At 72.7% G+C, this 25631-nt stretch carries 27 protein-coding genes and 1 pseudogene; 23 read left to right on the top strand and 5 right to left on the bottom strand.

The genetic code is table 11. The features are described 5' to 3' along the window. The first annotated feature begins 56 nt into the window (after nt 1–56). The 3 genes from AB0C99_RS13250 to AB0C99_RS13240 all read left to right on the top strand — a co-directional run bounded on the left by AB0C99_RS13250 (nt 57) and on the right by AB0C99_RS13240 (nt 4051). Nucleotides 57–926 (top strand): alpha/beta hydrolase, encoded by an 870-nt coding sequence (locus AB0C99_RS13250; RefSeq protein ID WP_362473837.1) that lies wholly within the window; start codon nt 57–59, stop codon nt 924–926. A 281-nt stretch (nt 927–1207) separates the two neighbouring features. Then, nucleotides 1208–2557: an anaerobic C4-dicarboxylate transporter family protein gene (locus AB0C99_RS13245; protein WP_362473835.1), complete on the top strand. Its 1350-nt coding sequence runs from the start codon at nt 1208–1210 to the stop codon at nt 2555–2557. Between the two features lie 111 nt (nt 2558–2668). After that, entirely contained in the window at nt 2669–4051 is a 1383-nt protein-coding gene (locus AB0C99_RS13240) for a M20/M25/M40 family metallo-hydrolase (RefSeq protein ID WP_362473833.1), read from the top strand. Between the two features lie 128 nt (nt 4052–4179). Here AB0C99_RS13240 and AB0C99_RS13235 read toward each other — a convergent pair whose 3' ends face one another. Next, nucleotides 4180–4749 (bottom strand): XRE family transcriptional regulator, encoded by a 570-nt coding sequence (locus AB0C99_RS13235; RefSeq protein WP_362473830.1) that lies wholly within the window; start codon nt 4747–4749, stop codon nt 4180–4182. Between the two features lie 388 nt (nt 4750–5137). On the opposite strand from AB0C99_RS13235, the gene AB0C99_RS13230 reads away from it, so the two are divergent. The 15 genes and pseudogenes from AB0C99_RS13230 (at nt 5138) to AB0C99_RS13160 (ending at nt 14996) form a co-directional block, all read left to right on the top strand. Further along, nucleotides 5138–6007 (top strand): aldolase, encoded by an 870-nt coding sequence (locus AB0C99_RS13230; protein ID WP_362473827.1) that lies wholly within the window; start codon nt 5138–5140, stop codon nt 6005–6007. A 3-nt stretch (nt 6008–6010) separates the two neighbouring features. After that, a complete protein-coding gene (locus AB0C99_RS13225) occupies nt 6011–6919 on the top strand; it encodes a dihydrodipicolinate synthase family protein (RefSeq protein ID WP_362473824.1) in 909 nt (302 codons plus the stop codon). A 259-nt stretch (nt 6920–7178) separates the two neighbouring features. Beyond that, nucleotides 7179–7730 (top strand): YetF domain-containing protein, encoded by a 552-nt coding sequence (locus tag AB0C99_RS13220; RefSeq protein ID WP_362473821.1) that lies wholly within the window; start codon nt 7179–7181, stop codon nt 7728–7730. A 146-nt stretch (nt 7731–7876) separates the two neighbouring features. Further along, nucleotides 7877–8389, top strand: a complete 513-nt coding sequence (locus AB0C99_RS13215; protein WP_362473818.1) for a methylated-DNA--[protein]-cysteine S-methyltransferase — start codon at nt 7877–7879, stop codon at nt 8387–8389. Nucleotides 8390–8456: 67 nt separating this feature from the next. Continuing rightward, nucleotides 8457–8948, top strand: a complete 492-nt coding sequence (locus tag AB0C99_RS13210) for a sigma-70 family RNA polymerase sigma factor (protein WP_362473816.1) — start codon at nt 8457–8459, stop codon at nt 8946–8948. Next, complete coding sequence (locus tag AB0C99_RS13205) at nt 8945–9685, top strand: methylated-DNA--[protein]-cysteine S-methyltransferase (RefSeq protein WP_362473813.1); 741 nt, start codon at nt 8945–8947, stop codon at nt 9683–9685. Before AB0C99_RS13210 ends, AB0C99_RS13205 begins: the two co-directional genes overlap by 4 nt. Beyond that, nucleotides 9682–10422 carry a 2OG-Fe(II) oxygenase gene (locus AB0C99_RS13200; protein WP_362473811.1) on the top strand — a complete coding sequence of 247 codons (741 nt, stop codon included), beginning with the start codon at nt 9682–9684 and terminating at the stop codon, nt 10420–10422. The genes AB0C99_RS13205 and AB0C99_RS13200 overlap by 4 nt, the downstream gene beginning before the upstream one ends. Continuing rightward, entirely contained in the window at nt 10419–10703 is a 285-nt protein-coding gene (locus AB0C99_RS13195; protein WP_362473808.1) for a metal-binding protein, read from the top strand. The genes AB0C99_RS13200 and AB0C99_RS13195 overlap by 4 nt, the downstream gene beginning before the upstream one ends. Nucleotides 10704–10801: 98 nt before the next feature. Next, nucleotides 10802–11254 carry a hypothetical protein gene (locus tag AB0C99_RS13190; protein ID WP_362473805.1) on the top strand — a complete coding sequence of 151 codons (453 nt, stop codon included), beginning with the start codon at nt 10802–10804 and terminating at the stop codon, nt 11252–11254. Next, a complete protein-coding gene (locus AB0C99_RS13185) occupies nt 11251–11883 on the top strand; it encodes a DNA-3-methyladenine glycosylase I (RefSeq protein WP_362473803.1) in 633 nt (210 codons plus the stop codon). The genes AB0C99_RS13190 and AB0C99_RS13185 overlap by 4 nt, the downstream gene beginning before the upstream one ends. 82 nt (nt 11884–11965) lie before the next feature. Further along, complete coding sequence (locus AB0C99_RS13180) at nt 11966–12478, top strand: methylated-DNA--[protein]-cysteine S-methyltransferase (RefSeq protein WP_362473800.1); 513 nt, start codon at nt 11966–11968, stop codon at nt 12476–12478. A 68-nt stretch (nt 12479–12546) separates the two neighbouring features. After that, entirely contained in the window at nt 12547–13053 is a 507-nt protein-coding gene (locus tag AB0C99_RS13175; protein ID WP_362473797.1) for a GNAT family N-acetyltransferase, read from the top strand. A 126-nt stretch (nt 13054–13179) separates the two neighbouring features. Further along, nucleotides 13180–14042: pseudogene (locus tag AB0C99_RS13170) on the top strand (isocitrate lyase/phosphoenolpyruvate mutase family protein). Nucleotides 14043–14133: 91 nt separating this feature from the next. Beyond that, nucleotides 14134–14310, top strand: a complete 177-nt coding sequence (locus AB0C99_RS13165) for a hypothetical protein (RefSeq protein ID WP_362473794.1) — start codon at nt 14134–14136, stop codon at nt 14308–14310. Between the two features lie 260 nt (nt 14311–14570). Then, complete coding sequence (locus AB0C99_RS13160; RefSeq protein ID WP_362473792.1) at nt 14571–14996, top strand: hypothetical protein; 426 nt, start codon at nt 14571–14573, stop codon at nt 14994–14996. Nucleotides 14997–15114: 118 nt separating this feature from the next. On the opposite strand, the gene AB0C99_RS13155 is transcribed toward AB0C99_RS13160, so the two are convergent. Further along, nucleotides 15115–15459 (bottom strand): hypothetical protein, encoded by a 345-nt coding sequence (locus AB0C99_RS13155; protein ID WP_362473789.1) that lies wholly within the window; start codon nt 15457–15459, stop codon nt 15115–15117. Nucleotides 15460–15694: 235 nt separating this feature from the next. Here AB0C99_RS13155 and AB0C99_RS13150 point away from each other — a divergent pair, with 235 nt between their 5' ends. Next, the gene (locus tag AB0C99_RS13150) at nt 15695–16429 is read left to right on the top strand and encodes a CDGSH iron-sulfur domain-containing protein (protein WP_362473787.1); all 735 of its coding nucleotides are present in this window, start codon (nt 15695–15697) and stop codon (nt 16427–16429) included. A 43-nt stretch (nt 16430–16472) separates the two neighbouring features. Here the strand turns inward: AB0C99_RS13150 and AB0C99_RS13145 are convergent, their stop codons facing one another. The 3 genes from AB0C99_RS13145 to AB0C99_RS13135 form a co-directional block, all read right to left on the bottom strand. After that, nucleotides 16473–17918, bottom strand: a complete 1446-nt coding sequence (locus AB0C99_RS13145; RefSeq protein WP_362473784.1) for a tetratricopeptide repeat protein — start codon at nt 17916–17918, stop codon at nt 16473–16475. A 163-nt stretch (nt 17919–18081) separates the two neighbouring features. Next, nucleotides 18082–18504 (bottom strand): hypothetical protein, encoded by a 423-nt coding sequence (locus AB0C99_RS13140; protein WP_362473781.1) that lies wholly within the window; start codon nt 18502–18504, stop codon nt 18082–18084. A 130-nt stretch (nt 18505–18634) separates the two neighbouring features. Then, nucleotides 18635–19168 carry an AAA family ATPase gene (locus AB0C99_RS13135; RefSeq protein ID WP_362473778.1) on the bottom strand — a complete coding sequence of 178 codons (534 nt, stop codon included), beginning with the start codon at nt 19166–19168 and terminating at the stop codon, nt 18635–18637. A 158-nt stretch (nt 19169–19326) separates the two neighbouring features. On the opposite strand from AB0C99_RS13135, the gene AB0C99_RS13130 reads away from it, so the two are divergent. The 4 genes from AB0C99_RS13130 (at nt 19327) to AB0C99_RS13115 (ending at nt 25625) form a co-directional block, all read left to right on the top strand. Continuing rightward, a complete protein-coding gene (locus tag AB0C99_RS13130; protein ID WP_362473775.1) occupies nt 19327–21054 on the top strand; it encodes a DUF11 domain-containing protein in 1728 nt (575 codons plus the stop codon). A 65-nt stretch (nt 21055–21119) separates the two neighbouring features. Beyond that, nucleotides 21120–22037: a hypothetical protein gene (locus tag AB0C99_RS13125; RefSeq protein WP_362473772.1), complete on the top strand. Its 918-nt coding sequence runs from the start codon at nt 21120–21122 to the stop codon at nt 22035–22037. Next, the gene (locus tag AB0C99_RS13120) at nt 22027–22593 is read left to right on the top strand and encodes a hypothetical protein (protein ID WP_362473770.1); all 567 of its coding nucleotides are present in this window, start codon (nt 22027–22029) and stop codon (nt 22591–22593) included. Before AB0C99_RS13125 ends, AB0C99_RS13120 begins: the two co-directional genes overlap by 11 nt. 191 nt (nt 22594–22784) lie before the next feature. Next, nucleotides 22785–25625 (top strand): TIM-barrel domain-containing protein, encoded by a 2841-nt coding sequence (locus tag AB0C99_RS13115; RefSeq protein WP_362473767.1) that lies wholly within the window; start codon nt 22785–22787, stop codon nt 25623–25625. Nucleotides 25626–25631: the final 6 nt, after the last annotated feature.

Genomic DNA, 25631 nt, shown 5'->3' with positions numbered 1-25631 from the left:
GGTACGAGTTTCTGCCGCGCCGATGAGTTTTCGGAACGGGGCCGGTCTATAGGGGTATGAAGACACTCACTCTTGAAGTTGCCGGCGCCGAACTCGTCTACGACGTCCGCGGGCCCCTGCCGTCGGCTGACGGCCGTCCGGTGCTGTTCATGATCGGCATGCCGATGGACGCCTCCGGCTTCGCCGCGCTGGCGGAGCGGTTCCCCGAGCGTACGGTCGTCACGTACGACCCGCGCGGGCTGGGGCGCAGCAAGCGTACGGACGGGCGCGTGGAGTACGTGCCGGAGGTCCTGGCCGGTGACGTGCACGCGGTGATCGAGGCCCTGGGCGCCGGGCCGGTGGAGGCGTTCGCGAGCAGCGGGGGCGCGGTGGTCGCGCTGGCGCTGGTGACGGCGTATCCGGAGGACGTGACGACGCTGGTGGCGCACGAGCCGCCGCTGGTGACCCTGACACCGGACGGTGAGGCGGCGGTGCGGGCCCGGGCGGGCGTCCGGGAGGCGTACGAGGCGCGCGGGTGGGGCGCCGGGATGGCCGCGTTCGTGGCCATGACGTCGTGGCAGGGGGAGTTCACCGACGCGTACTTCGCCCAGCCGGCCGCCGACCCGGCGATGTTCGGGTTCCCCGCTGGGGACGACGGCTCGCGCGAGGACCCGTTGCTCTCGGACCGCTCGTGGGCGGTCAGTGGCTACGCGCCCGACGTCCACGCGATCGCCGCCGCGCCGACCCGCGTCGTCATCGGCGTGGGGGAGGAGTCCGACGGCGTGATGACCGGGCGCACGTCCGTCGCGGCCGCCGAACTCCTCGGGCTGCCGGTGACGGTGTTCCCCAGCCACCACGGCGGCTTCTGCGGCGAGGAGACCGGATACCCGGGGAAGCCGGACGAGTTCGCGGCGCGGCTGCGGGAGGTCCTCGACGGGGCGGAGTGAGCCGGGGGTTGGCCGTTGCCCCCGTGCCGCCCCCGCTTTTCGGCCGCCGTCTCGTCCCGCCTTCGGGCGGGCGGGGCGGCGGCCCGTCTCCGTGCGTCGCCCCGCCGGTCCCGTTCGCCCGGCTCCGCCGTCAGCTTTCGGGGCTTTAGTCACAGGGCTACCAGACCTTTGTCGGATCTTCCCTTTCCGGTCAAATCATAAAATCTGTTCAATATTTCTTGTACGTCCGGCCCGGCTTGCCTGGCGCGTGTGAGGGCGTACGACTGTGAACGGATTCCCGCATGGAGTTGTGGAAGATCATCCTCGAAGCCGCGATCGTCCTGGTGGCGATCGGTCTGGGCGTCCGAACCGGGGGCATGGGCCTCGGACTCTGGGGCGTATTCGGCACCGGGCTGCTGGTATTCGGATTCGGTCTCGCTCCCGGCTCACCGCCGGTCTCGGCCTTCTTCATCATCATCGCGGTGATCTCCGCGTCGGCGGCCATGCAATCGGCGCGCGGCATCGACTATCTGGTCGGCATCGCGTCGAAAATCATCCGGAGAAATCCCGAACGCATCACGTACGTCGCCCCCTTCGTCACCTTCGTGTTCACGATGGGCTCGGGTACCTCGAACATCTTCTTCGCGCTGATGCCCGTCATCTACGAGACGTCCCACCGCAGCGGCGTACGCCCCGAGCGCCCGCTGACCGCCTCGACCGTCGCTTCCGGCCTCGGCATCACGGCCTCTCCCGTCTCCGCCGCCATGGCCGCCTACCTCACGCTGCTCCCGGCCGACTTCACCCTCGCCAAGATCCTCGCGATCACCGTGCCCGCCGCGATCGTCTCCATCGTCGCCGTCGCGCTCATCCAGTCGCGTGTCGGCAAGGACCTCAAGGACGACCCCGAGTTCCTGCGCCGCGTCGAGGCCGGCATCGTCGAGCCGATCCCCGCCCGCGCGGACGCCGACGCCCAGCAGCGTGACGGCCAGGGCCAGGCGCTCCCGGCCGGTGCGGCGCGCAGCGCGTGGCTGTTCCTCGCCGGTGTCGCCGTCGTCGTGCTCCTGGGCCTCTTCGACGGGCTGCGGCCGGTCGTCACCATCGGCGAGAAGACCGGACCGCTGGACATGTCCACGGTCATCCAGCTCGTGATGTTCACCGTCGCGCTGCTCATCATCCTGCTCAACAAGCTCGACCCGGCCGACGTCATCAAGCAGCCCCTGATGACCGCGGGACTCGTGGCGGCGATCGCGCTCTTCGGCATCGCGTGGATGGCCGACACCTTCATCTCCGGCAACCAGACCACGATCATCGACCCGCTCACCGAGATGATCAAGGACCACCCGTACCTGGTGGCCGTCGGCTTCTTCCTCGTCGTGGGTCTCACCACCAGCCAGTCGACCGCCACCCGCACCATCGCCCCGATCGGCCTCAGCGCGCTCAGCCCCGCCGTCGTCACCGCGATGTGGACCTCGCTGACCGGCGTATGGCTGTTCCCCGCGAACGGCTCCCAGATCGCCGCCGTCGAGCTCGACAAGACCGGCTCCACCCGGCTCTCCAAGTTCCCGCTGTACCACTCCTTCACCTTGCCGATGCTCGTGTCGTGGGTGGTCTCGGTCGGAGTCGGTCTGCTGATGGCGACGCTCGTGTCCTGATTTCTGGTCGGCGCCGCCGCTGCCCCTCCTGCCCCCCTGCGCTCCCTTCCCGTCCCTTTCATTTCCTCCCGCCTTCCCCCCGCCGTTCCCGATCCCGCAAAGGTGCGTCTCGTGAACCACGCCGATCTCTCCCTCCCCGCCGCGACCCGCGCGGCCGTCGAGCGCCTGGAGCCGATGCTCCCGGAGCTCGCCGAGGACCTCGCCACGCTGGTGGCCCTCCCGTCGGTCGCCTTCCCCGGCTTCCCCCAGGACCCGGTGCTCCGCGCCGCCACCGCCACCGTCGACCTGCTCCAGCGCAGCGGCGCGACGGACGCCCGCCTGCTGGACATCCCGGGCGGCTACCCCGCCGTCTACGCCGAGGTGCCCGGCCCTCCGGGGGCGCCGACGGTGCTGCTCTACGCCCACTACGACGTGCAGCCGGCCCCGGACGACCAGAAGTGGAGCACCGATCCCTGGACGGCGACGACCGGAGCCGACGGACGGCTGTACGGGCGGGGCGCGGCGGACGACAAGAGCGGCGTCGTCGCCCACGCGGCCACCCTGCGCGCCTTCGAGGGCCGCCCGCCCGTCAACCTCAAGATCCTCGTCGAGGGCGAGGAGGAGACGGTGAGCCACCTGGGGCCGTACGTCACCGCGAACCCGGAGCGGTTCGCGTGCGACGCCTTCGTCATCGCCGACCTCGGCAACGTACGTACCGGGGAACCCGCCCTCACCACCGCGCTGCGCGGCACGGCGGTCTGCGACCTGACCGTGACGACGCTCGCCGCGCCCGTGCACTCGGGCGTGTTCGGCGGGCCCGTCCCCGACGCGTTCCTGGCGCTGAGCCGCATCGTCGCCTCCCTCCACGACGACGCCGGCGACGTCGTCGTGGAGGGGCTCACCCAGGCCGAGTGGCCCGGCGCGGACATGGCGGCCGACGAACTGCGCGCCGCGGCCGGTCTGGCCGAGGGTGTCGAGGTGATCGGCTCGGGGTCGGTGGCCTCGCACCTGTGGGCGCGGCCGTCCGTGAGCGTCCTCGGCGTCGACGTGCCGCCCCGTGACGGCGCCCCCAACGTGCTGCACGCCTCCGCCGCCGCCCGCATCTCGATGCGGGTCCCGCCGGGCGCCGACCCGGCGCGCGAGCTCGACCTCCTGATGGACCACCTGCGGGCCCAGGCCCCCTGGGGCGTGCGGGTGGAGGTCGAGCCGGTGAAGGTCGGCCACCCGTTCCGGGCCGACACCGACCACCCCGCGTTCGCCGCCGCGCGCGAGGCGATGACGGCCGCCTTCGGCCGACCGGCCGGGACGATCGGCGGCGGAGGCGCGATCGGCCTCGTCGCCACGCTCCAGTCGGTCGCCCCCGAGGCCGGTGTCGTGCTCTGGGGCGCGGAGGACATGGCGGGCGCGCGCATCCACGCGGGCGACGAGAGCGTGGACCTGGCCGAGCTGGCCCGGATCGTGAAGGCGCAGACGCTGTTCCTGGGGCTGTTGGGGGAGGGGGCGTCGTCCGCCTGATCGGCTGACCGACTGGCCAGCAAGTAGTCCCAGTCGCAGCCCCAGTCCCAGCCCTACGACGTGGTCCCCATCCCCTTGCCGGGGGGTGGGGACCACGTCGCGTTCTTCGTGTCTCCGTTTCCTTCCGCTCAGGGAAGGTGCGGATGAGGGTGCGGGCCCGGGGCGCTGATGAGGAGGAGGACCGAGGCCCGGGGACCCGGGGACAGGGTGCGCATCTTGTGCGGCGTCGTCGCGTCGAAGTAGACCGAGTCGCCCGGTCCCAGCTCCACCCCGCCGGACGGCAGGAGCAGTTCGGCCCTGCCCTCGTGGACGAAGAGGAACTCCTCGCCGGGATGATCGCGGAAGGGGCTGCGGTCCGCGTCGTGCGCGGGGTGCAGCATGAACGGCGTCATCCGCTTGCCGGCGGCCTCCAGCGCGATCCCCTCGTACCGGCTGCCCGCCTCGTCGCCCGGCGTGAGCGCGCGCCGCTCGGCGGCCCGGGTCACGGTGACACCGGCCCCCAGACCCTCCGCGTCGACGAAAACGGTGTCCAGGGGTACGCCCAGCGCGCGGGCGAGCGCGGCCGTGACCGCGATCGACGGCGTGCTCTGGCCGCGCTCCACCTTGGAGAGGTAGCTCTTGGTGACGCCCGCGCGCGCCGCGAGCGTCTCCAGGCTCATCAGGCGCTCCTTGCGCAGCTGTCGTACCCGGTTGATCACTGGTCGTTCCTCCTGCTCCCGCGCCGGTTCGGCGTGCGGCGATGGATCGTTCCGCCGGGTCGGCGACCAGGGTAGCCCGCACCGTTTCCGGCCCCTTCGCTCGCCCCGCGTACCTTGTGTAGCCCGCGTGCCTCGTGCACCCCACGTACCCCGCGTACTCCGTCCACCCGACGTACTCCGTGCATCTCGGCTGCTTGGCGCGCCGCGCCCGGAGCCGTGGGTCTTCCGTGATGACACAAGGTGTCCTATGGTGAACATCGTATCCAGCCGGACGGGGGCACGCCACCGCCGTGGTCCTTGCCCAGCCCTGCCCGTCCCACCCCACCCCAACCCGCCCTGCCACGCCCCGCGCCACCCCACCCCGCTCACACCAAGGAGATGCGTCCGCATGGCCACCACGCTGAACGACGCCAAAGACGTCTTGATAGACCGGGCCCATCGCCGCATGGCCGGCGAGTTCACCGCGTCGACCCTGACCGTCCGCCAGAAGACCGCCCTGACCTGCCGGATCCTCTCCGACGCCGGCCACGACTCCGGCCTCGCCGGCCAGATCACCGCCCGCGGCGAGGAGCCCGGCACCTACTGGACCCAGCGGCTGGGCCTGGGCTTCGACGAGATCACCGAGGACAACCTGCTCCTCGTCGACGAGGACCTGAACGTCCTCAGCGGCTCCGGAATGCCCAACCCGGCCAACCGCTTCCACTCCTGGATCTACCGGGCGCGTCCCGACGTCAACTGCATCGTGCACACGCACCCCTTGCACGTCGCCGCGCTCTCGATGCTCGAAGTCCCGCTGGAAGTGAGCCAGATGGATCTCACTCCGCTCTACGACGACTGCGCCTTCCTCGCCGAGTGGCCGGGCGTCCCGGTCGGCAACGAGGAGGGCGAGATCATCTCCGCCGCGCTCGGCGACAAGCGGGCGATCCTCCTCGCCCACCACGGCCAGCTCGTCGCGGGCGGCACCGTCGAGGAGGCGTGCCACCTCGCGGTCCTCATCGAACGGGCCGCCCGGCTCCAGCTCCTCGCCATGTCCGCGGGCACCATCAAGCCGCTCCCGCCGGGCCTCGCCGCCGAGGCCCACGACTGGACTTCCTCCGACGCCCGCAACCGCGCCAACTTCGCGTACCACGCCCGCCGGGCCCTGGTCCGGCACCCCGACTGCCTGACCGCGCAGCCGTCGCCGCCGACGAGCGCCGCTGCGACTTCCACCGCGACCACCGCCACCACCACCGCCGAAGCAACACAGCAGGGAGCCTGAACCATGACCGAGACCCCGCTGCACGGGATCATCGCCTACCCCGTCACCCCCTTCCACGACCCCTCCGGCCCCCAGGCAGGAGCCCCCGACCTGCCGGCCCTGCGGCGCGTCGTCGACGGTCTCGTCGACTCCGGGGCGCAGGCCGTCGCCCCCCTCGGCAGCACCGGTGAGGCCGCCTACCTCACCGACGCCGAATGGGACTCCGTCTGCGAGACCGCGTTGGACGCGGTCGACGGCAGGGTCCCCACGCTCGTCGGCGTCGGCCACGTCACCACGGCCGAGACCGCCCGCCGCGCCCGCGTCGCGGTCCGGCACGGCGCCACGGCCGTCATGGTGCTGCCGGCCGCGTACTGGAAGCTGACCCGCCAGGAGACCGAACGCCACTTCGCGACCGTGGCCGACGCCGCCGGCGTACCCGTCATGCTCTACAACAACCCGGGGACCTCCGGTACGGACCTCACACCCGCCGAGATCGTCGAGCTCGGCGCCCGGATCGAGAACCTGACCATGGTGAAGGAGAGCTCCGGCCGCGTCGAACGCTTCCGCGAGATCCTCGACCTCTCCGACGGCGAGCTGTCCGTCTACAACGGCAGCAACCCCATCGCTCTCGACGCCCTCCGCGCGGGGGCCGCGGGCTGGTGCACCGCCGCCCCCGGACTCGTCCCCGGCGGGCCGCGCGCCCTCTACGACGCCCACGTCGCGGGCGCCACCGCGCGGGCCGACACAGTCCTCGCCGAGCTCCTGCCCCTGCTGCGGTTCATCGTCGACCGGGGCCTGCCGCGCGCCGTCAAGACCGGCCTGGAACTCCGCGGACTCCCGGCGGGCGCCCCCAGGCCCCCGCTCGCCCCCCTCACCCGCGAGGACACCGACCACCTCGCGACCCTCCTGAAGGACCTCGCGCCGTACGCCTGACCACGGCACACGAGTAGCCCACGCGCACCTCGCACATAGCTCACGTGCACCTCACGCGTACCGACCAAATAGCGCCCACGTAGTCGCACGGCCCGCCGGGACTCCCTCCCGGCGGGCCGTCCGATGTACGGGGACACGGCGGATGCGGCCATTGGAAGGATGGTCCGGCGAGGGGTGGGCCGCCGGTGATGGGGTTCCCCGGGCGCGCCCACGGATCGGGCGGTGTCCGTACAAGACCCAGCAGAGGAGCACGACGGCTGTGTGGCACGACATGATGACCTCGGGGATCTCCCTCACGGAGAAGGCCCTGCGCACGATCCTGGTCTACCTCGCACTGGTGGTGCTGCTGCGCCTCGTCGGGAAACGCGGACTCGCGCAGCTCAACGAGTTCGACCTCGTCGTCATGCTGCTGCTCTCCAACGTCGTCCAGAACGCCATCATCGGCCCGGACAACTCCCTGATCGGCGGGCTCTTCGGCGCCGCCGTGCTGATGGCCGCCAACGCGTTCCTGGTGCGGTACGCCACCAAGTACGCGTGGATCTCCTGGCTCTTCGAGGGCCGCCCCAGCGTCCTGGCCCGGTCCGGCCGCTACGACGAGCACGAGCTGCGGCGCCAGGGACTTCGGCGCGCCGACGTGGACCAGGCCATCCACCAGCAGGGCGGCGACAGCGTCACGGAGACCGACATCGTCGTCCTCACCCCTGGCGGCGCCCTGCTCGTGCGGCTCAACGACATGGACCACGCGGCGGACAAGGCGGACGTGAAGTACCTGGTGCAGGCCCTGCGGCGGATCGAGCAGCGACTCGGCTGAGCCCGCCCCGCCCCGCCCCCGCCGACCGCCGGCCGTGCCCCTTACACGTATCCGAATCGCATCCGCGATCTCACGTTCCGCGCTCGGCGACCGTCTACCGGATGAGAGCAACGAGAGACACGAGATACACGAGAGGGGAGACGGGGATGAACACCCGGCACACCGTCGTCGACACCCACCTGGGCCCGGTCACGATCGTCGCCAAGGATGAGACGATCACCGGCCTCTACTTCAGGCACCACGTCCGCCGGCCGCCGCAGGAGACCTTCGGCCCCGAGGTCGGTGCCCCGGCGGACCCGCTGCTGGACGAGGCGGTGCGCCAGCTGTGCGACTACCTGGCGGGGCGCCGCCGCTGGTTCGAGCTGCCGCTCGCGGCCGAGGGCGACGCGTTCCAGCACGCCGTGTGGGACCTCGTGAAGCTGATCCAGTGCGGCGAGACGACGACCTACGGCCGTATCGCCGAGCAGCTGGGAGACCGCGCGCTCGCCCAGAAGGTCGGGCAGGCCGTCGGTGCGAACCCGCTGTGCGTCTTCGTCCCCTGCCACCGGGTCGTCGGCTCCACCGGGGCTCTGACCGGGTACGCGGGCGGGCTGAAGCGGAAGCAGGCCCTGCTGACGCTGGAGGAGCCGCCCGCGGCCGACAGGGGAAGGCTCTTCTGAGCCCGGCGGTCTCCCCGATCGGGCATCTCACGTTTGCCACCGCACGTACGTCTTCCCTGGGATGAACATGAAACAACCCTTCGAGAGCGTGGTCGCGCAGCACGGCGCGACCGTGCTCCGCGTGTGCCGGGTCGTCCTCGGCCCGCACGACGCGGACGACGCGTGGTCGGAGACCTTCCTCTCCGCCATGCGCGCCTACCCCGATCTGCCCGAGACGGCGAACGTGGAGGCATGGCTGGTGACGATCGCGCACCGCAAGGCGATCGACGTGCTGCGCGCCGCCAAGCGGAACCCCCTGCCGGTCGACGAGGTACCGGAGACGCCGGCGGGTCACGATGTCGTGGACATCGAGGCCGCCGGACTGTGGGCCGTGGTGAAGGAGCTGCCCGCCAAGCAGCGCCAGGCCATCGCCTATCGGTACGTGGCCGGGCTGGCCTACGCCGAGATCGCGGAGATCCTCGGCGGGACCGTCGAGGCGGCCCGCAGAGCCGCGGCGGACGGGCTCAAGACCCTCAGAAAGCACTATCCGGGCGCGACCACGAAAGGAGCATCGACGTGAGAAAGCCGACCGACAGCGACCTGCCCACCGCCGACCTGCCCAGCGCCGACGACATCGCGAGCGGTGACGAGATGACCGACAGCGACATGACCGACAGCGACATCACCGACGACGAGATGAACGACGACGGTGTGGCCGCCCTCCTGTCCGCCGCCTCGGCCTCGGCGGCCGAGGACGCCGACACGCTGAGCCGCCTGCACCGCCGCCTGGAGCGGGCCGCGGAACGGGCCGACCTGATCGACGTCGCCTACACCACCGTCGACTCGCCCCTCGGCGAGCTGCTGCTCGCCGCCACCCCCCGGGGCCTGGTCCGCGTCGCGTACGCCGACGAGGGCCACGACCGGGTCCTGGACACCCTCGGCCAGAAGCTCAGCCCCCGGATCCTGCGCGCCCCCAAGCGGCTGGAGGAGACGGCCCGCGAGATCGAGGAGTACTTCTCCGGCAGCCGCAGGGCCTTCGACGTGACGCTGGACCTGTCCCTGTCGCACGGGTTCCGGCATCTGGTGCAGACGCACCTCCCCGAGATCGGATACGGCGAGACCCGCAGCTACCGCGACATGGCCGAGCTCGTCGGGAACCCCAAGGCCGTACGGGCGGTGGGCACCGCCTGCGCGACCAACCCGCTGCCGATCGTCGTCCCCTGCCACCGCGTGGTGCGCACGGACGGCACCCTCGGCGGGTACGTCGGCGGGCTCGCGGCCAAGACCGCGCTGCTGGACCTGGAGGCCAGGGCATGAACACCACGACAGCGACCGGGAGGAGGACCGACCCCTGGCACCGCCGCGTCGAGTCCGGCGACTGGGACGCGATCGGCGCTGAGCTCGACGAGTACGGCGGCGCGCTGCTGCCGAGGCTCCTGAGCGACGAGGAGACGGTGGAGCTCAGGGAGCTGTACGCGCGGGACGACCTGTTCCGCAGCACCGTCGACATGGGCCGCCACCGCTTCGGCGAAGGCCAGTACCGGTACTTCGACACCCCGTACCCGGAACCGGTCGAACGCCTCAAGCAGGCCCTCTACCCGCGCCTCCTGCCCATCGCCCGCGACTGGTGGGCCAGGCTCCGCAGGCCCGCCCCATGGCCGGACTCGTTCGACGAGTGGCTGCGCATGTGCCACGACGCCGGACAGACCCGGTCCACGGCGATCCTGCTCCGCTACCAGGAGAAGGACTGGAACGCCCTCCACCGCGACCTGTACGGCGACCTGGTCTTCCCCCTCCAGGTCGTGATCAACCTCAACGACCCCGGGGTCGACCACACGGGCGGCGAGTTCCTGCTCCTGGAACAGCGCCCGCGCGCCCAGTCCCGGGGCACGTCCACGCTGCTGCCGCGCGGACACGGCTACGTGTTCACCACCCGCGACCGGCCCGTCAGGTCCGCCCGCGGCTGGTCGGCGGCCCCGGTCCGCCACGGCGTGTCCGCCATCCGCTCCGGCGAACGGCACACCCTGGCCCTCGTCTTCCACGACGCCGCGTGAACGCCCACCCCTACACCCTCCTCGGCGCCGACGGCCGGCCGTACCGCTCGCCGACCAAGGGCGAGTGGGGCGGCCACCGGGGCTCGAAGATCTACGGACGCCTCGACTGCTCCTCCGCGCTGCGCGCCGTCGCCCGCGGCGGCTACGTGCGGGACCGGGTCTTCTTCGCGGACGAGACCACGGCCGCCGGTGCCGGGTACCGCCCGTGCGCCATCTGCTGCAAGGACCGCTATCGGCGGTGGAAGGCCACTAGAGAGAGCGAGCAACCATGGAACCCCTGAACAGCCCTTTGCTGAAAACGAATCCGAACCTGAAACCGAACCCGAATCCGAATCGTGCGGAGGCCTCCACCCCGACCGCGACCGCCGCCACGGCTGCCGTGGTCGCGGCCCTCGTCCGCCTGGCCCGCGAGCGGCGCGCCCGCACCCTCGCGATCGGCTCAGGTCGGGCCCCGTACGCCCTGGAGACCGCACGCCGGCTGGAGGCGGCCTGGCAGCAGGCGGGAGGCACGATCCTGGCCAACGTCACCTGGCCCGAGACGGGCGCCTCCTGGCTGCGCCAGGCGACCCGGTTCGCCGCCGCCGCCCCCGACCTCTGGGTGATGACGGGCCCGGCGCTCGGCTGGGCGCAGATGACCCGCAGGCTGCTGTGGTCGACCCCGTGGAGCCCCGAACGCACCCTGGCGATGGCCGAGATAGGCGAGCCGGGCACCCTCGCGCTCGTCGGCCTGGTCAACCTGAACGGCCTGACCGGTACGACCACGGACGGCAGGCCCTGGCGGGTGGAGGACGACATGCTCCGGCATCCCGCCCCGACGGGAAGCGTCCGATGACGACACCGCCGGCCCTCGCCCCGGCCCCTGCCCCTGCCCCTGGTGCCGTCGTCGGAGAGGACGGCCTCGCCCGCCCCGCGTGGGCGGCCGTCGACCCCCTGCTCCGTGCGTACTACGACCATGAGTGGGGCATGCCGGTCACCGACGAGCAGGGCGTCTACGAGCGCGTCAGCCTGGAGGCGTTCCAGGCGGGCCTGTCCTGGGCGACGATCCTGCGCAAACGGCCCGCGTTCCGGGCGGCGTTCGACGGCTTCGATCCGGACGTGGTCGCCGCGTACACCGAGAGCGACGTCGAACGCCTCATGGCCGACGCCGGCATCGTACGCAACCGGCGCAAGATCGAGGCCGCCGTCACCAACGCCCGCGCGACCGTGCGGCTGCGCCAGGACATGGGACTGGGACGGCTCGTGCGGTCCTTCCGGCCCGCGACGACTCCTCGCCCCCGGACGTTCGCGGAGATCCCGACACGGTCCGCAGAATCCGAGGCGCTGTCGAAGGAACTGCGCCGCCGAGGCTTCGCCTTCGTCGGCCCGACCACGATGTACGCGCTGATGGAGGCGATCGGGATCGTCGACACTCACCTGCTGGACTCGCACCGACGCGGCAGCTCCGGCATCTGGCCGTCGTGACCAGCCGTGACCAGCGCCGCCGCCGGGAAACGATGGAAAGAGATGGAATGCGATGGGAAGCGATGGGAGACGATAGGACCCTATGGACATCCGACACGCTCACGTGAACAGCCCGGTGGGCCCCCTTCTCGTCGTCGCGGGCGATGACGCGCTGGTGGGCCTGTACTTCCAGGGCTACCGCCATACACCCCCGCCCTCGGCCTGGGGCCGCCGCACCGACCCCTCGGCGGACGCGCTCCTGGCGAGGACGCGGGACGAGCTCGACGAGTACTTCGACGGGCAGCGGCAGACGTTCGACGTGCCGGCCGTGACGAACGGCGACGCGTTCCAGGAGCAGGTCTGGGCGCGGCTGCGGGAGATCCCGTACGGGGAGCGGATCACGTACGGCGACATCGCGGACGTACTGGGAGGCAAGGGCCTGTCGCAGTCCGTCGGCCAGGCCGTCGGGCGCAACCCCGTGAGCATCGTCATCCCCTGCCACCGGGTGGTCGGCGCGGGCGGCAAGCTCACCGGATTCGGTGGCGGTCTCGAACGCAAGCAGCTCCTCCTGGACCTGGAGGAGCCTGCAGAGGTGCGGGAAGGACGGCTCTTCTAGAGCCCTCGGCCTCGGGGCCTCTCGACCCCTCGGTCCGGCGGCCGGGCTGCACGTGCGATGCTCCCGCCATGACTGATCAGCGTGAGGTGACCGTCGTCCGCTGGGGGTTGCCCGGACAGAGTGCTTCCGTCCAGGCGGGGCTGGCGCCGTTGCTCGCGGCCTACCACTTGCGGACGCAGGCCGAGAAGGACGAGGCCGTCGCCGGGGTGGAAGCGCTGCCGGAGCGCTACCGCGTCGAAGTCGTCGACCCCCAGGCCGTGTTCGCGGAGGACACCGTGCTGCTCGCGCTGAGCGGGGACACCGCGGTGGGCTGCCTGGTGGTGACCGCCCCCGCCGACGGGCGGTCCGAGGTCAAGCGGCTGTGGACGGACCCGGCGTACCGCGGACAGGGCATCGCCTTCCGCCTCGTCGGTGCCGCACTCGCCCACGCCGCGGAGAACGGAGCCGGGGCGGTTCGCCTGTCGGTGTGGAAGTGGCGCACGGGCGCGATCGCCCTGTACGAACGACTCGGGTTCGCGGTCACGGAGTCGTGGGACGGGCGGGACCAACTCGTCTGCATGGAGCACGTGTTGTGAGCTTGCGGGTACGGGTACGGGTACGGGCACGGCTATGGCTACGGCTCCGGCTCGGGATGCCGTGCTCACCCCGCCGGTTCTCCTGAACCGGCATCTCACGCTCGCGGCCCGGGGCGCGTCTCCTAGGTGAGACCGAGATCTGGTCCGGAAGGAGCGACGAACCATGTCCGACATCCGAATCCAGCAGCAGCGCACGGAGCGGTTCCGGAGCCTGCACGACGACTTCCTGGTCCTGCCCAAGCCTGGGACGCGGGAAGCGCCCGCCTGGTGGCGGAGGCCGGTGCCTCGGCCATCGCGACCTCCTCGGGCGCGCAGTCCTGGTCGCAGGGCGCCGCCGACGGGCGCTCGCTGGCGCAGGCGGATGTCCTGGCCAACCTGGAGCGGATCGTGGCCGCCACGGACCTCCCGGTCAGCGCCGACATCGAGAACGCCTACGCCGACAGCGCGGACGCCCTGCGGGTGACGGTCGCACGGTTCCTGCCACCGGCATCGTGGGCATCAACCTGGAGGACTCCGGCGCCGCCGACACGCCGCTGTACGAGGCGCCGATCGCCGCCGGACGCATCGAGGCCGCCCGGGTGGCGGCCGAGGACGCGAACGTCGACCTGTTCGTCAACGCCCGCACCGACGTCTTCCTCCTCGGCGTCGGTGACGAGAACGGGCGGCTGGCCGAGGCCATCACCCGGGGCAACGCCTACCGTGAGGCGGGCGCCGACGGGCTGTTCGTCCCCGGCCTGCTCGACCTCGACGCCCTGGGCACCATCGCCCGCGACACCGGCCTGAAGGTCAACGCCATGTGGCTGCCCGGTGCCCCGGCCCCCGAGGAACTGCGGGCGGCCGGCGTCTCCCGCTACTCCGCAGGCACCGCGATCGCGCAGGTGGCCTACACCGCCGCCGCCGCCGCGGCCCGCTCGTTCCTCGTGGGCCGGGACACGGCGATGGAGGGCAGCATCGACTACTTCGCGTTCAACGAGAAGTTCGCGAAGTAGCCGAGGGGCACAGGGGCGGAACCATCCACGCGGCAGGGGCGTTTCGAACAGTGCTCGTCTCGTTGCGGATCGCCGAGGGGGAGGCCGGATCGTGGCTGGTTTGAGCAGGAATCAGTGGATAGCGGTGCTGTCTGTGGTGGGCACGATCGTCGCCGCGTTGATCACCGCGGCCGCGATGTTGCTCACGAGCTCCGACAAGGCCGAGGTCAAGAACGACTGCAGCAACTCGTCTCAGTGCGCGGGCCACGACATCAACCAGAAGGGATGACAGGCGGCCGGATGCCGGCGGCACTCAGAGGCGCCGTGCTGGCGGTGACCGCTGTCCTGACGTTGTCCGCGTGCGGGGGGACGGAGATCGGCACGCAGAACAACTGCAGCAGTGGCGCGGAGTGCGCCGGTCACGACCACAACGAGTCCGGCCAAGGCGGGGTTGGCGGCGGGGGTGCCGGTGGCGATGTCACGGGGCCCCCGTCCACCCCGTCGACGGGGCAGTCACCGCCCGCCGATCCGCCGCCTTCCGTCTCCCACGTGCCGACGGCGCCGCCGGACCTTCCCGTCCCGCCGGCGCAGCCGCAGCCGTCGAAGCAGGCCCAGGCGCCGAAGGTGCGGTGGAAGGGCGACCTGGTGCTCTACAGCGGGGGATGGCCAGCGGGCTTGTGGCTGGACGACGTGCCGCCTTCGAAGGCCGCGGTGGGTGATCTCAACCTGGTGTGCGACTGCCACCCCGGAGAGATCGACGGCCGTTCGGTCGTGGTGTGGGAGGAGGCGCACCCTCCGAGCTTCCAGGACTGCTCCGTCAAGAAAGGGCTGATGGCGTCGCGCTCGCTCGCGGTCCGGCCGGGGTACATGGCCTGCCTGCAAACGGGGAGCGGCCGCCTCGGCTACCTCACGGTCACCGCCGTGCGCGGACCCGCCGATTTCGAACTGGCGGTGACCGTCTGGGACGCGGGCTGACACCGCGGCGAGGGTGAGCCCCTCTGCCCCGCCCTCCTGCCGCCCCGGGCCGACCCGGTCCCACCCGAGCCGACCCAGTCTGACCCGGGCCGAACTGGTCCCAGCCCGGCCCCCCCACTCACCCCTCTTCGGGCGCGTCGACGATCTTGCCGTCCTTGTCGACCGTGTGCGTGCGCCAGTACACGTCCCAAGTGTCGTCGACCTCCTGCGGCACCTTGCCCTCCGGGTACCGCACGTACCCGGCCGGAGGCTGCTCGCCGTCCGGTACGCACGCGGAGCCCGTACCCCCGACGGTCAGCACCGGATACTCTCCGTCGCTGCAGGTCTTCTCCGTGTACGAGAACCCGGCGCACCCCGTGAGGACGACGGTCGCGGCGGCGCCGGCGAGGGCCACGCCGAAGGCGCGCCCCGCGCGGGTGGTGCGGCGGGCGGACCGGCGGCTTGTGCCGGAGGACGTACGCATGAGGATCTCCCGTCGTTCGGTGTGCCCCCACCCTCACCGCGGGACGCCTGCCGGGGCGTGAGTGTCCGTACTCAGAAGCACGCGATGGGATGCTCAACAGCGGGCGCCCGTCGCTTAGCCCATCCGAATGCCGTGCGCGGCGCTGCGCCGCCGCCTCACGGCAGCCGCGGCTCCGCCCCGCCTACCCTCGCGCTGGGCATGGCCGTGACGCGGCCCCGGAGCAAGGAGCTGAGGCATGGCGGGAGAGACGGCACCCCAGGTCACCATCACGGTGATGAAGGATGGCCCGTACGCGGTCAGGGGCGAGGTGCCCGTGGCCCAGCAGACGATCGTGGCGGACGCCGAGGGCACTTCCCGCTCGTGGGCGAAGGGGCGGGACTTCGCTCCGCCCGCCTCCGGCGAGGTCCCCGAGGGGGAGTTCCACCTCTGCCGCTGCGGGCACTCGGCGAACAAACCGTTCTGCGACGGCAGCCATACGCGGGTCGGCTTCGTGGGCACCGAGGCGCCGACCGCCCGCGTGCCGTACCTGGAGCAGGCCCAGGAGCAGGACGGCCCCGAACTCGTCCTGACCGACGCCCAGCGGCTGTGCGCGTTCGCCCGGTTCTGCGACGCGGACGGGCAGATCTGGAACCAGGTGGAGCAGCAGGGCAAGGCCGACCTCGTCGAGCAGGAGGCCAAGGCGTGCGTCGGCGGGCGCCTGGTCGCCTGGCAGGTCGAGGACCGCCGGGCGACCGCGCTGGAGACCGACACGGGCCCGGAGATCGGCGTGGTGCAGGACCCCCAGCAGGGCGTCTCCGGCGGCTACCGCGTCTGGGGCGGCATCACCCTCCGCAGCGACGAAGACGGCTTCACGTACGAGACCCGCGAACGCATCGCCTTGTGCCGCTGCGGCCGGTCCCGCAACAAGCCCTTCTGCGACGGGTCACACGCGCAGATCGGCTTCAAGGACCCGTATCTGTCCGAGTCCTGATCCTGAACCCACCCGTCTCTCGTCTCCCGTCTCCCGTCCTCGGTCAGGGCGACGGGCGGTGCAGGGCCTCGGCCGCGCTCGCCGCCGTGGTCCGGGCGCGGATGCGGGCCTCCTCGGCCCGGGGCGTGTCGCCCAGGGCGTCGGCCAGGCGGGCGCGGGCGGACCAGTTGTAGGTGCTGTCGGGGCGGAGCCCGGTGCGCTCGCTGATGAGGACGCGTGCGAGGTCGTGCCGGCCGGAGCCGAGGGCGGAGTCGAGCAGCGTCCGCTGGAGGGCGTCGCGCTGCGCGTGGCTGCCGCCGAACTCGTGCAACCGGCGGCGCAGCGGCCACAGCAGCTCCACCACGGCGCCGTGGTCGCCCCGGGCGTGCGCCAGCAGCGCCTCGCACGCGGGCAGTCCGATCTCGGCCGTCATCCGCTGGTTGGTGAGGGTGACGGCGGTGTCGGCGTCCGTCCGCTGACCGCTCAGCCAGCGGCGCCGGTCCGCGACGAGCCGCTCCGCCGCCGCGAGCCGTCCGGCTCCCGCGTAGGACATGACGGCGTGGACGTCGTTGAAGGCGTAGAACGGCGGGTCGGCCCGCGCCTCCCACGCGTCCGCCAGGGCCTCCCAACGGGCCTGGGGCCGCGTCCCCGCGAGGTGTACGCGCCACAGCAGCGCCGCCGCGTCGAGGAGCTGCATCGCCAGGCCCGGGGAGCCGTCGTGGTGGATCGACGCGTCGTAGACGGCCAGCGCCGCGTCGGTGTCCCCGGCCTCCAGGGCGTACAGCGCGTAGTGCCACCAGTTGTGGACGTCGAGATAGTTGTCGTGCGCCCACTGGGGGCGCCTGGTGTCGAGGTAGGCGATGCCCTGGGGCACGCGCCCCTGCATCTCGTACGTGTGGACCACGGCGTGGATCGCCCACACGTCGCGCGGGTCGCGCTCGACCGCCGCGAGCCCGGCCTCCTCGGCCTGCCGGTAGTGCCCCGACTCCTCCAGGCCGAACGCGTACATGCCCAGCAGCAGCCCCCCGTTCGGCTCCGCCGTGTCCCAGGCGGAGAGGGCGCCGCCGATCCGGTCGCGGAGGCGCACCGCGTCGCCCGTGAAGAAGTCCAGCTGGTGCCCGACGGCCAGGGCCAGCGCGTCCCTGGGGTACGCGGCGGACAGCTCCTCCAGCAGACCCGCGGCCCGCCCCAGGTCTCCGGCCAGCCAGGCGCCGGCCGCCATGACGTGCAGGCGCTCGCGCACCGGCAGGGCCGTGACGTCCGCACCGCTCACGTACCGCCGGAACCGCCGACGGGACGCCGCGGCCTCGCCCGGCTCCGTGCCGAGGAGTCCCAGATACGCGGCGAAGGCATGCGCGAGCGGAGCGTCGGGCCCGCTCTCCAGCGCGTCGCCGACGGCCCGTTCGACCTCGGGGCTGAAGTGGAGCAGCGCGTCGACGGCGCGGTCCAGATGACCGGTCGTCTCCGACGAGCAGGCGTGCATGGGGTTGCCGTACCGGTCCGTCACCATCGGGAATCACCTCGGCGCACTCGGGGGAGCGGGGTCGGGATGGCCGGTCCGGCGCCGGAACACCACCGCGCTCATCCTGCTCCGCGCGGGGCCGCGCCACACCACCGGCCGCCGAAGGCCGCCCGGCCGGGGGACGGCCTCATGGCCTGGCCCAGGCGGGAGGTCAGGTCCCGTCGGGCGAGGGGGCTTCGGCGGCGGCGATGATGTCCCGCGCGTACTGGTTGTCGGGGTCGAGCTCGCGCAGGGTCCGGCGGGCCTGTTCGGTACCCGCCGTCCGGCAGAGCAGCCGGAGCAGGCAGTAGAGCGCGTCGCGGTCGCCGCCCCGGGCGCGCTCGGAGAGGCGTGTCGTGTCGCCGCGGTCGCGGAGCGCCCGGTTGAGCCGCCTGCGGGCGTGGACATCGGTGCGGGCGAGCTCCGTCAGCTCGTCGTCGCGTTCCGCGCGGACGAGCAGATCCATGTGCCAGAGGTGGTAGCCGTGGGCGTATCCGTCGCCGGTGAAGCACTCGGCGTGCGCGCTCACCAGGGCTATCGCCGTGTCCCAGTCACCCGACTGCTCCGCTCGTTCCGCCTGTTCGAACCACGTCATGGGGTGAGTATCTCCGAGTGCCTCCGAGTGCCTCCGAATGGCGACCGACCGAGGCCGGTGGGAGCCGGTGGGGGCAGGTTGGATCCGGTCGGATCCGGTGTAGGCCGAGGGTCTGGCCGCTCCCGCCCGTTCAGGAAGGGGAGTCCGCGAAGGACGCCAGCCACGCCGTGGCCGCCCCGGGCTCGGCGAAGTGCAGGACCCGCAGGGGCGCGAAGCGCTCGTCGTGGGTGCGGCGGCCGATCTCGCGGCGGCGTTCGGCGTGCTGCGACCACGCCCACCGGACCGGGTGCTCCGGGCTCAGCCACCCCGCCCACGTCTCCCGGTTGCCGCCGAACAGCACCTCGCGCGTGGCGCTGCGCCGCAGGGACCGGCGCAGGACGCGCGGCACGACGACGCGCCGGGGGTAGTCCAGCCAGACCACGGTGTCGGCCCGGTCCCACAGCAGGTCCCGGACCTCCGGGTAGCCGAGGGAGTCCACGACCCAGTGGGAGCCGGCGGTGAGCCGTGCCACGTCCTCGGCGAAGGCGGCGTTGGCGGTCCAGTCCGGGCCGGTGAAGTACAGCGCGTCCATCTCGACGTACGGCAGGCCCAGACGTTTGTTCAAGGCCCGCGCGAGCGTGGACTTGCCCGCGCCGGTCACGCCCACCACCAGGACTCGCTTCACCGGCGCAGCCTATCCCGCACCCGCACCCGCACCCGTACACGTACACGTACCCGTATCCGTATCGCGGGGGCGGAGGCGGAGACGCGTCGGCCCGCGACATGCCCACCGTCAGGTCATTCGAGGCCGTGCCCCTCGGCACCTGCCTAGGCTCAGCCACCATGCACCCGCGCTTCGGCACCGGCAGTTCGTGGCGCAGGCGGCCACTGGCCGTCGCGGTCGCCCCGCTCGCTCTCACCGCCGCCCTCACGACCACGCCCGCGGCGGACGGGCGCGCCCTGCCGAGGGATCTCGTGTGCGCGCCCCCACAGGCGCTGGTGAACGGCGGGTTCGAGGAGCCGCGGATCAAGGACGCGGACTGGTCGATCCTGGACCAGAGCCGGGTCCCGGGCTGGGCCACCACCGCCTCCGACAGGCGCATCGAGCTGTGGGCCGGCGGGCTGAACGGGATTCCGGCCGCTGAAGGGCGCCAGTTCGCCGAGCTCAACGCCAACGAACCCGCCTCCCTGTACCAGGACATCGCCACCACCCCCGGCTCGCGGCTCCGCTGGCGTCTCTCGCACCGGGGGCGCAAGGGCGTCGACACGATGGACGTGCTGATCGGGCCGCCCGGCGGACCCCTGCGCAACCAGGGCGAGCTCTCCGACGGGAATACGGCGTGGGGCACGCACACCGGAAGTTACGTCGTCCCGTACGGGCAGCGGCGCACCCGCTTCGCCTTCCGGGCGGTCCGGACCGCCGGCGGCGGCCTGAGCACCGGGAACTTCCTGGACGGGATCACCTTCGGCAGCCCGCCCTGCCTCGCCGTCGACAAGAAGGTCACCAACCTGTCCGGGCATACGTGGGCGGAGCCCGGCGACATCCTCCGGTACACGGTGACGGTACGCGGCGACGGCGGCGACCGGGCCGACGGCGTCGTCCTCGACGATCCGCTGCCCGCCGTGGTCGGCTACGTCGCCGGTTCGCTCGCCGTCGAAGGGCCGGGCGCCAGCGGCCCGTTGACCGACGCCGAGGACGACGACACCGGGGCCCTGCTCGACGGCGGCCGCCTCCGGGTCCACCTGGGGGAGGGGGCCACGCGGGCGGCGGGCGGGACCCTGATGCCCGGCGCCCGTGCCACCGTCTCCTTCCGGGTGAGGGTCCTTCCGGCGGGCCGGGGGACCCTCACCCGCAACACCGTCACCGTCGGCTACACCGACCGGATCACCGCGACCCGCCACACCTCGCACAGCACCGTCTACACGGCGATCGGATCCGCCGCCGACCTCGCGGTCACCGGGACCGTCCGCCCGTCCGGCCCCCTCGCGCCCTCCGCCCGCGCCGCCTACGCCTTCACCGTCACCAACAAGGGCCCCGCCGCCGCGACCCACCCCGTCGTCACCGTCGCGCTGCCCCCCGGGCTTGCGGGCGTCCGCGTCGCCACGGCGGACGGCACGCCCTGCGCGGTCGAGGGTGGCCGGGCCCGCTGCCCGCTCGGCACCCTCGGCGTCGGCGAGTCGGCCCGGCTGACCGTGACCGGCACCGTCCGACCCGGCACCCCGCCCGGGACCGAACTCGCGGTCACCGCGGCCGTCCGCGCCGATCAGCCCGACCCCGAACCGGGCAACGACACCGCGACCGTACGCGTCACCGTCACCGCCCGGCCGACGCCGACCACCCCCGGCCCGACCCCCACCCGGCCGCCGCGCCCGACCACGAGCCCCACGTCCCGCCCGACGCCCAGCGCACCGTCGACCTCCACCCGGCCGGGCGGCCCCGGCGGCACCGGAGGGTCCGGCTCCCTGGCGGAGAGCGGGACCGGCACCCTCCCCCTCGCCCTCCTGGGCGCGGTGCCCGTGGGCGCGCTCCTGCTGCTTCTCGCGCGCCGCCGTCGTCCGCGCCGGCCGTGAGGCCGGGCTCACCGGCGGGCATCCCCGCAGGTCCGTTGTCAGAGGGGTGTGCCACAGTCTGAACCATGCTGGAGATCACGGTGCAGACGGAGAGCGAGGAGCGGCACGTCCGCGTGTCCGCCGAGGAGTTGGCCGGGCTGGTCCGGCGGATCGGGGGCGACGATGATCACTTCCTGGTCGTCCAGCGCATACCGGACCTGCCCGACGTCTTCACCCAGGTCTGGCACGAGGCCGGCGGCGACTACACGCTGGAGTACCGCGACGGATCGGCCGACCGGCACTTCCAGGCGATGGCCGACGGCCCCGAGGACGTGATCGCGGCGATGACCGGCTGGGCGCGCCACGAGGCCGGATGGGACGACGGCCTGCGGTGGGAGCCGCTGGACCTGGGCCCCGTGCCCGAGGTGCCGCCGCTCGACCTCGGCGACGACGAGCGCGCGGTGCTGGAGCGGCGGGTGCGGGAGGTGCTGGCCGGCGGCTACGCCACCCGAGCGGAACTGGCCGAGCTGGCCGAGGAGTTCCTGGTCACCGAGGACCGCAGGCCCGTCTCCGGTGGGCAGGCGGAGGCGCTGGCCGACCGGCTGTGGCTGGAGCGGGTCGCCGAGCAGGCCGCGTGGCGGGGCGAGACCGACCCCGAGCGGCTCACCCGCGCCTTCGCCGCCCTGGAGGAGGCGGGAGTCACCGCCCGGGAGAACTTCACCTGCTGCCGAAGGTGCGGCGAGGCCGAGATCGGGGACGACGGGGAGCCCGACGCGCGCGGCTTCGTCTACTTCCACTCCCAGTGCACGGACTCCGCCGTGGCCGGGCACGGACTGACGCTGCTCTACGGCGGCTTCGACGGCTCGGCCGACACCAGCGCCGCCATCGGCCGCGAGGTCGTGGCCGCGCTGGAGGCCGTCGGCCTCCGGGCCGAGTGGGACGGCGAACCCGGCCGGGCCGTCACCGTCACACCCCTGGACTGGAGGCGTCGCCTTGTCGGATAGCGCGGACGGGACGGAGAGGACGGGCTCGCCTGCCGCGACCGACGTGCCCGACGGGCGTACGGCGCCGGTGACGGCCCCCGCCCCTCCGCCCCTGGTCGAGGCCGCGTGGCTCTACCGTGCGGGCGAGGTCTGCCTGGAAGAGCTGCCGATGGGCGCCGCGCACGCACTCGCCGCGGGGTGGGACACGCCCTCGTTGCGGGAGCTCGCCGGGCTGCCGCGGCGGGCGGTCGCCGCGGACATCCGGGACGCCTTCGTGGCGGCGCTCGAAGAGCTCGGCATTCCGCTGCCCGATCGGCCCCTGTCCCTGCGGTACGCGCTGCGCAGGCTGGCCGTGCGGTTCGCGGCGGGAGAGGTCGGGCTCGCCGGGACGGCCTCGGACGAGTGGGCGGAGGTCGAGGCCGAGACCGCCGAGGAGCGGGCGTTCCTCGCGCTGCTCCCGTCCTGCGCGTGCTGCGTCGCGTACACCCTCGGGCTCGACGATAAGGAGTGGGAGGTCCAACTGCGCGCCGCCGCGCAGGACTTGATCGCACGGCCCGCCGTCGGGCCGGGTCTCTGACGGGACGGCCCCGCACGCACCCTCCCGCGACCAGTGATGATTGAAGTTGATTGCAACCATGCCTGTTTGAGCACTTGACGCCATTCGTGCGTCACTGCTGCCATGTCTCACGCCCCCACGCGCGGGGGAGCTCCAACGACCACTGCCCGGCGCTCCCCGCGCCGGGGATCTCGTGAGGAGAACCAGCCGCCATGACAGCCGCAGCCCTCTACGCCCCGCCACGCCCCCACCCGCGCCGCCACCGGGGCCCGCGCCCCGGTGTCCGACGTACCGCCCTCCTGATCGCCGCCGTCCTCATCGGCGCCCTGCTCTCCGTCGTCCTCCCCGCGACGGACGCCCGCGCCGCCACCGCCGGGAACGTCACCGGCGTCACCCGGTCCGGCGACACCTTCACCGTCGCCACGTCCAGCGGCGCCGCCGCCCGCGTCGTGATGGCGCGGGCCGACATCTTCCGGATCTGGCTCTCGCCCAACGGCGCCTTCACCGACGACCCGGCCGGCGCGGACCTCGCCATCAACACCGCCTTCGGCTCCGTCGGCGCGACCCTCACCGACGCCGGCGCGTACTACAGGATCGGCACCTCCGCCGTCAGCCTGCGGATCAACAAGTCGCCGCTCACCTTCGCCCTCTACCGCGCGGACGACACCACCCTGCTCTGGTCCGAGGCCCAGCCCACCAACTGGACCGGCTCCCAGACCACCCAGTACCTCAACCGCGCCGCCGACGAGCAGTTCTACGGCACCGGCCTGCGGCTCGGCGAATGGGCCCTGCGCGACAAGACCGTGCCCGTCGCCGTCTCCAACCAGTGGACCGAGAACACCAACGCCAGCCCCGCGCCCTTCTACATGTCCACCAACGGCTACGGCGTCATGCGCAACACCTGGTCCCCGGGCTCGTACGCCTTCACCGCCCCGACCGCGCTGCGCCACAACGAGAACCGCTTCGACGCCTGGTACTTCGCCGGAAACTCCCTCAAGGACGTCCTGGGCGGCTACACCGACGTCACCGGCAAGCCGTTCCTCGCCCCCATCTGGGGCCTCGAACTCGGCAACGCCGACTGCTTCAACGCCTCCAACCCCGACTACCAGGGCGCCCACGACCGGCTCCGTCACCAGACCACCCCGGACGTCGTCGGCTACGCCACGGACGCCCGCGCCGCCGACATGCCCTCCGGCTGGTTCCTCCCCAACGACGGCTACGGCTGCGGCTACACCAGCCTCCCCGAGACGGTCGCCCAGCTGAAGAGCAAGGGCTTCCAGACCGGGCTGTGGACCTCCACCGGGCTCTCCGGCATCAACTGGGAGGTCGGCACGGCCGGTTCGCGGGCCGTCAAGACCGACGTCGCCTGGATCGGCGGCGGCTACAAGACCGCCTTCAACGGCGTCAAGCAGGCCGTGGACGGCATCGAGAACAACTCAGACGCCCGCCGCTTCGTCTGGACCGTCGACGGCTGGGCCGGCACCCAGCGCAACGCCGTCGTCTGGACCGGCGACACCTCCGGCACCTGGGACGCCATGCGCTGGCACGTGCCGGCCATCGCGGGCGCCGGGCTGTCCGGCCTCAACTACGCGAGCGGCGACATCGACGGCATCTTCGGCGGCAGCCCCAAGACGTACGTCCGCGACCTCCAGTGGAAGGCGTTCACCCCCGCCTTCATGACGATGTCCGGCTGGGGCCCCACCAGCCCCTCCGCCGGCTACCAGGACAAGCAGCCCTGGCGCTTCGCCGAGCCCTACCAGTCGATCAACCGGACGTACCTCCGGCTCAAGATGCGGCTCATGCCGTACATGTACACGATGAGCCGCAACGCCACCGACACCGGCGTCCCGGCCACCCGCGCCATGGTCCTGGAGTACCCGAACGACCCCGTCGCGCGCGGCAACCAGACCAGCGGCCAGTTCATGGCCGGCGACTCCTTCCTCGTCGCCCCCGTCGTCACCGACACCACCACCCGCGACGGCATCTACCTCCCGGCCGGCGACTGGACCGACTACTGGACCGGCAAGGTCTACACCGGCCCCGGCTGGCTCAACGGCTACGCCGCCCCGCTCGACACCCTGCCGCTCTTCGTGAAGGCGGGCGCCATCGTCCCCATGTGGCCGAAGATGAACTACACCGGCGAGAAGCCCGTCTCCACCCTCACGTACGACATCCAGCCCCGCGGCAACTCCACCTTCACCCTCTACGAGGACGACGGCCTCACCCGCGCCTACAAGACGGGCGCCTCCGCCCGCCAGCGCGTCGACGTCACCGCGCCCGCCTCCGGCACGGGCACCGTCACCGTCTCCGTCGGGGCGAGCACCGGCACGTACACCGGCAAGCCCGCCACCCGCGGCTACGAGTTCACCCTGCGCAGCGCGAGCGCGCCCGGCACCGTCACCGTCGGCACGACCACCCTGCCCGCCCTCGCGAGCAGGGCCGCGTACGACGCCGCCACCACCGGCTGGTTCCACGACCCGGCCGACCGCTCGGGCACCCTCCGGGTGAAGACCGGCACCCTCGGCACCGGCACCGCCTCCACGGTCACCGCCACCGCCCTGACCGTCCCCGCCGGCACCCCCGTCGGCGGCACCGCCCCGTCGAGCCCGATCAGCCAGAGCGGCTGGAGCGTCGTCCAGGCCGACAGCCAGGAGACCGCGTCCGAGAACGGCGCCGCCGCCAACGCCATCGACGGCAACCCCGCCACCCTCTGGCACAGCAAGTGGTCCAGCGGCGCCCCGGCCCTCCCGCACGAGATCCAGATCGACCTCGGCGCCCGCTACGACGTCGACTCCGTCACCCACCTGCCCCGCCAGGACGGCGGCGTCAACGGCCGCATCGGCTCCTACGAGCTGTACGTCTCCGACAGCAAGACCTCCTGGGGCACCCCCGTCGCCACCGGCACCTTCGCGGACACCGCGGCGGCCACCCGGGTCACGTTCACCGCCAAGCCGGGCCGCTACCTGCGGCTGCGGGCCCTGACCGAGGCCGGCAACCGGGGCCCCTGGACCAGCCTCGCCGAACTCACCGCCACGGGCCGCCCCTCGGGCTGACCGTTC

This window comes from Streptomyces sp. NPDC048659, assembly GCF_040650575.1.
Classification (GTDB): Bacteria; Actinomycetota; Actinomycetes; order Streptomycetales; family Streptomycetaceae; genus Streptomyces.
This window is presented reverse-complemented; position numbering and strand designations above follow the sequence as displayed.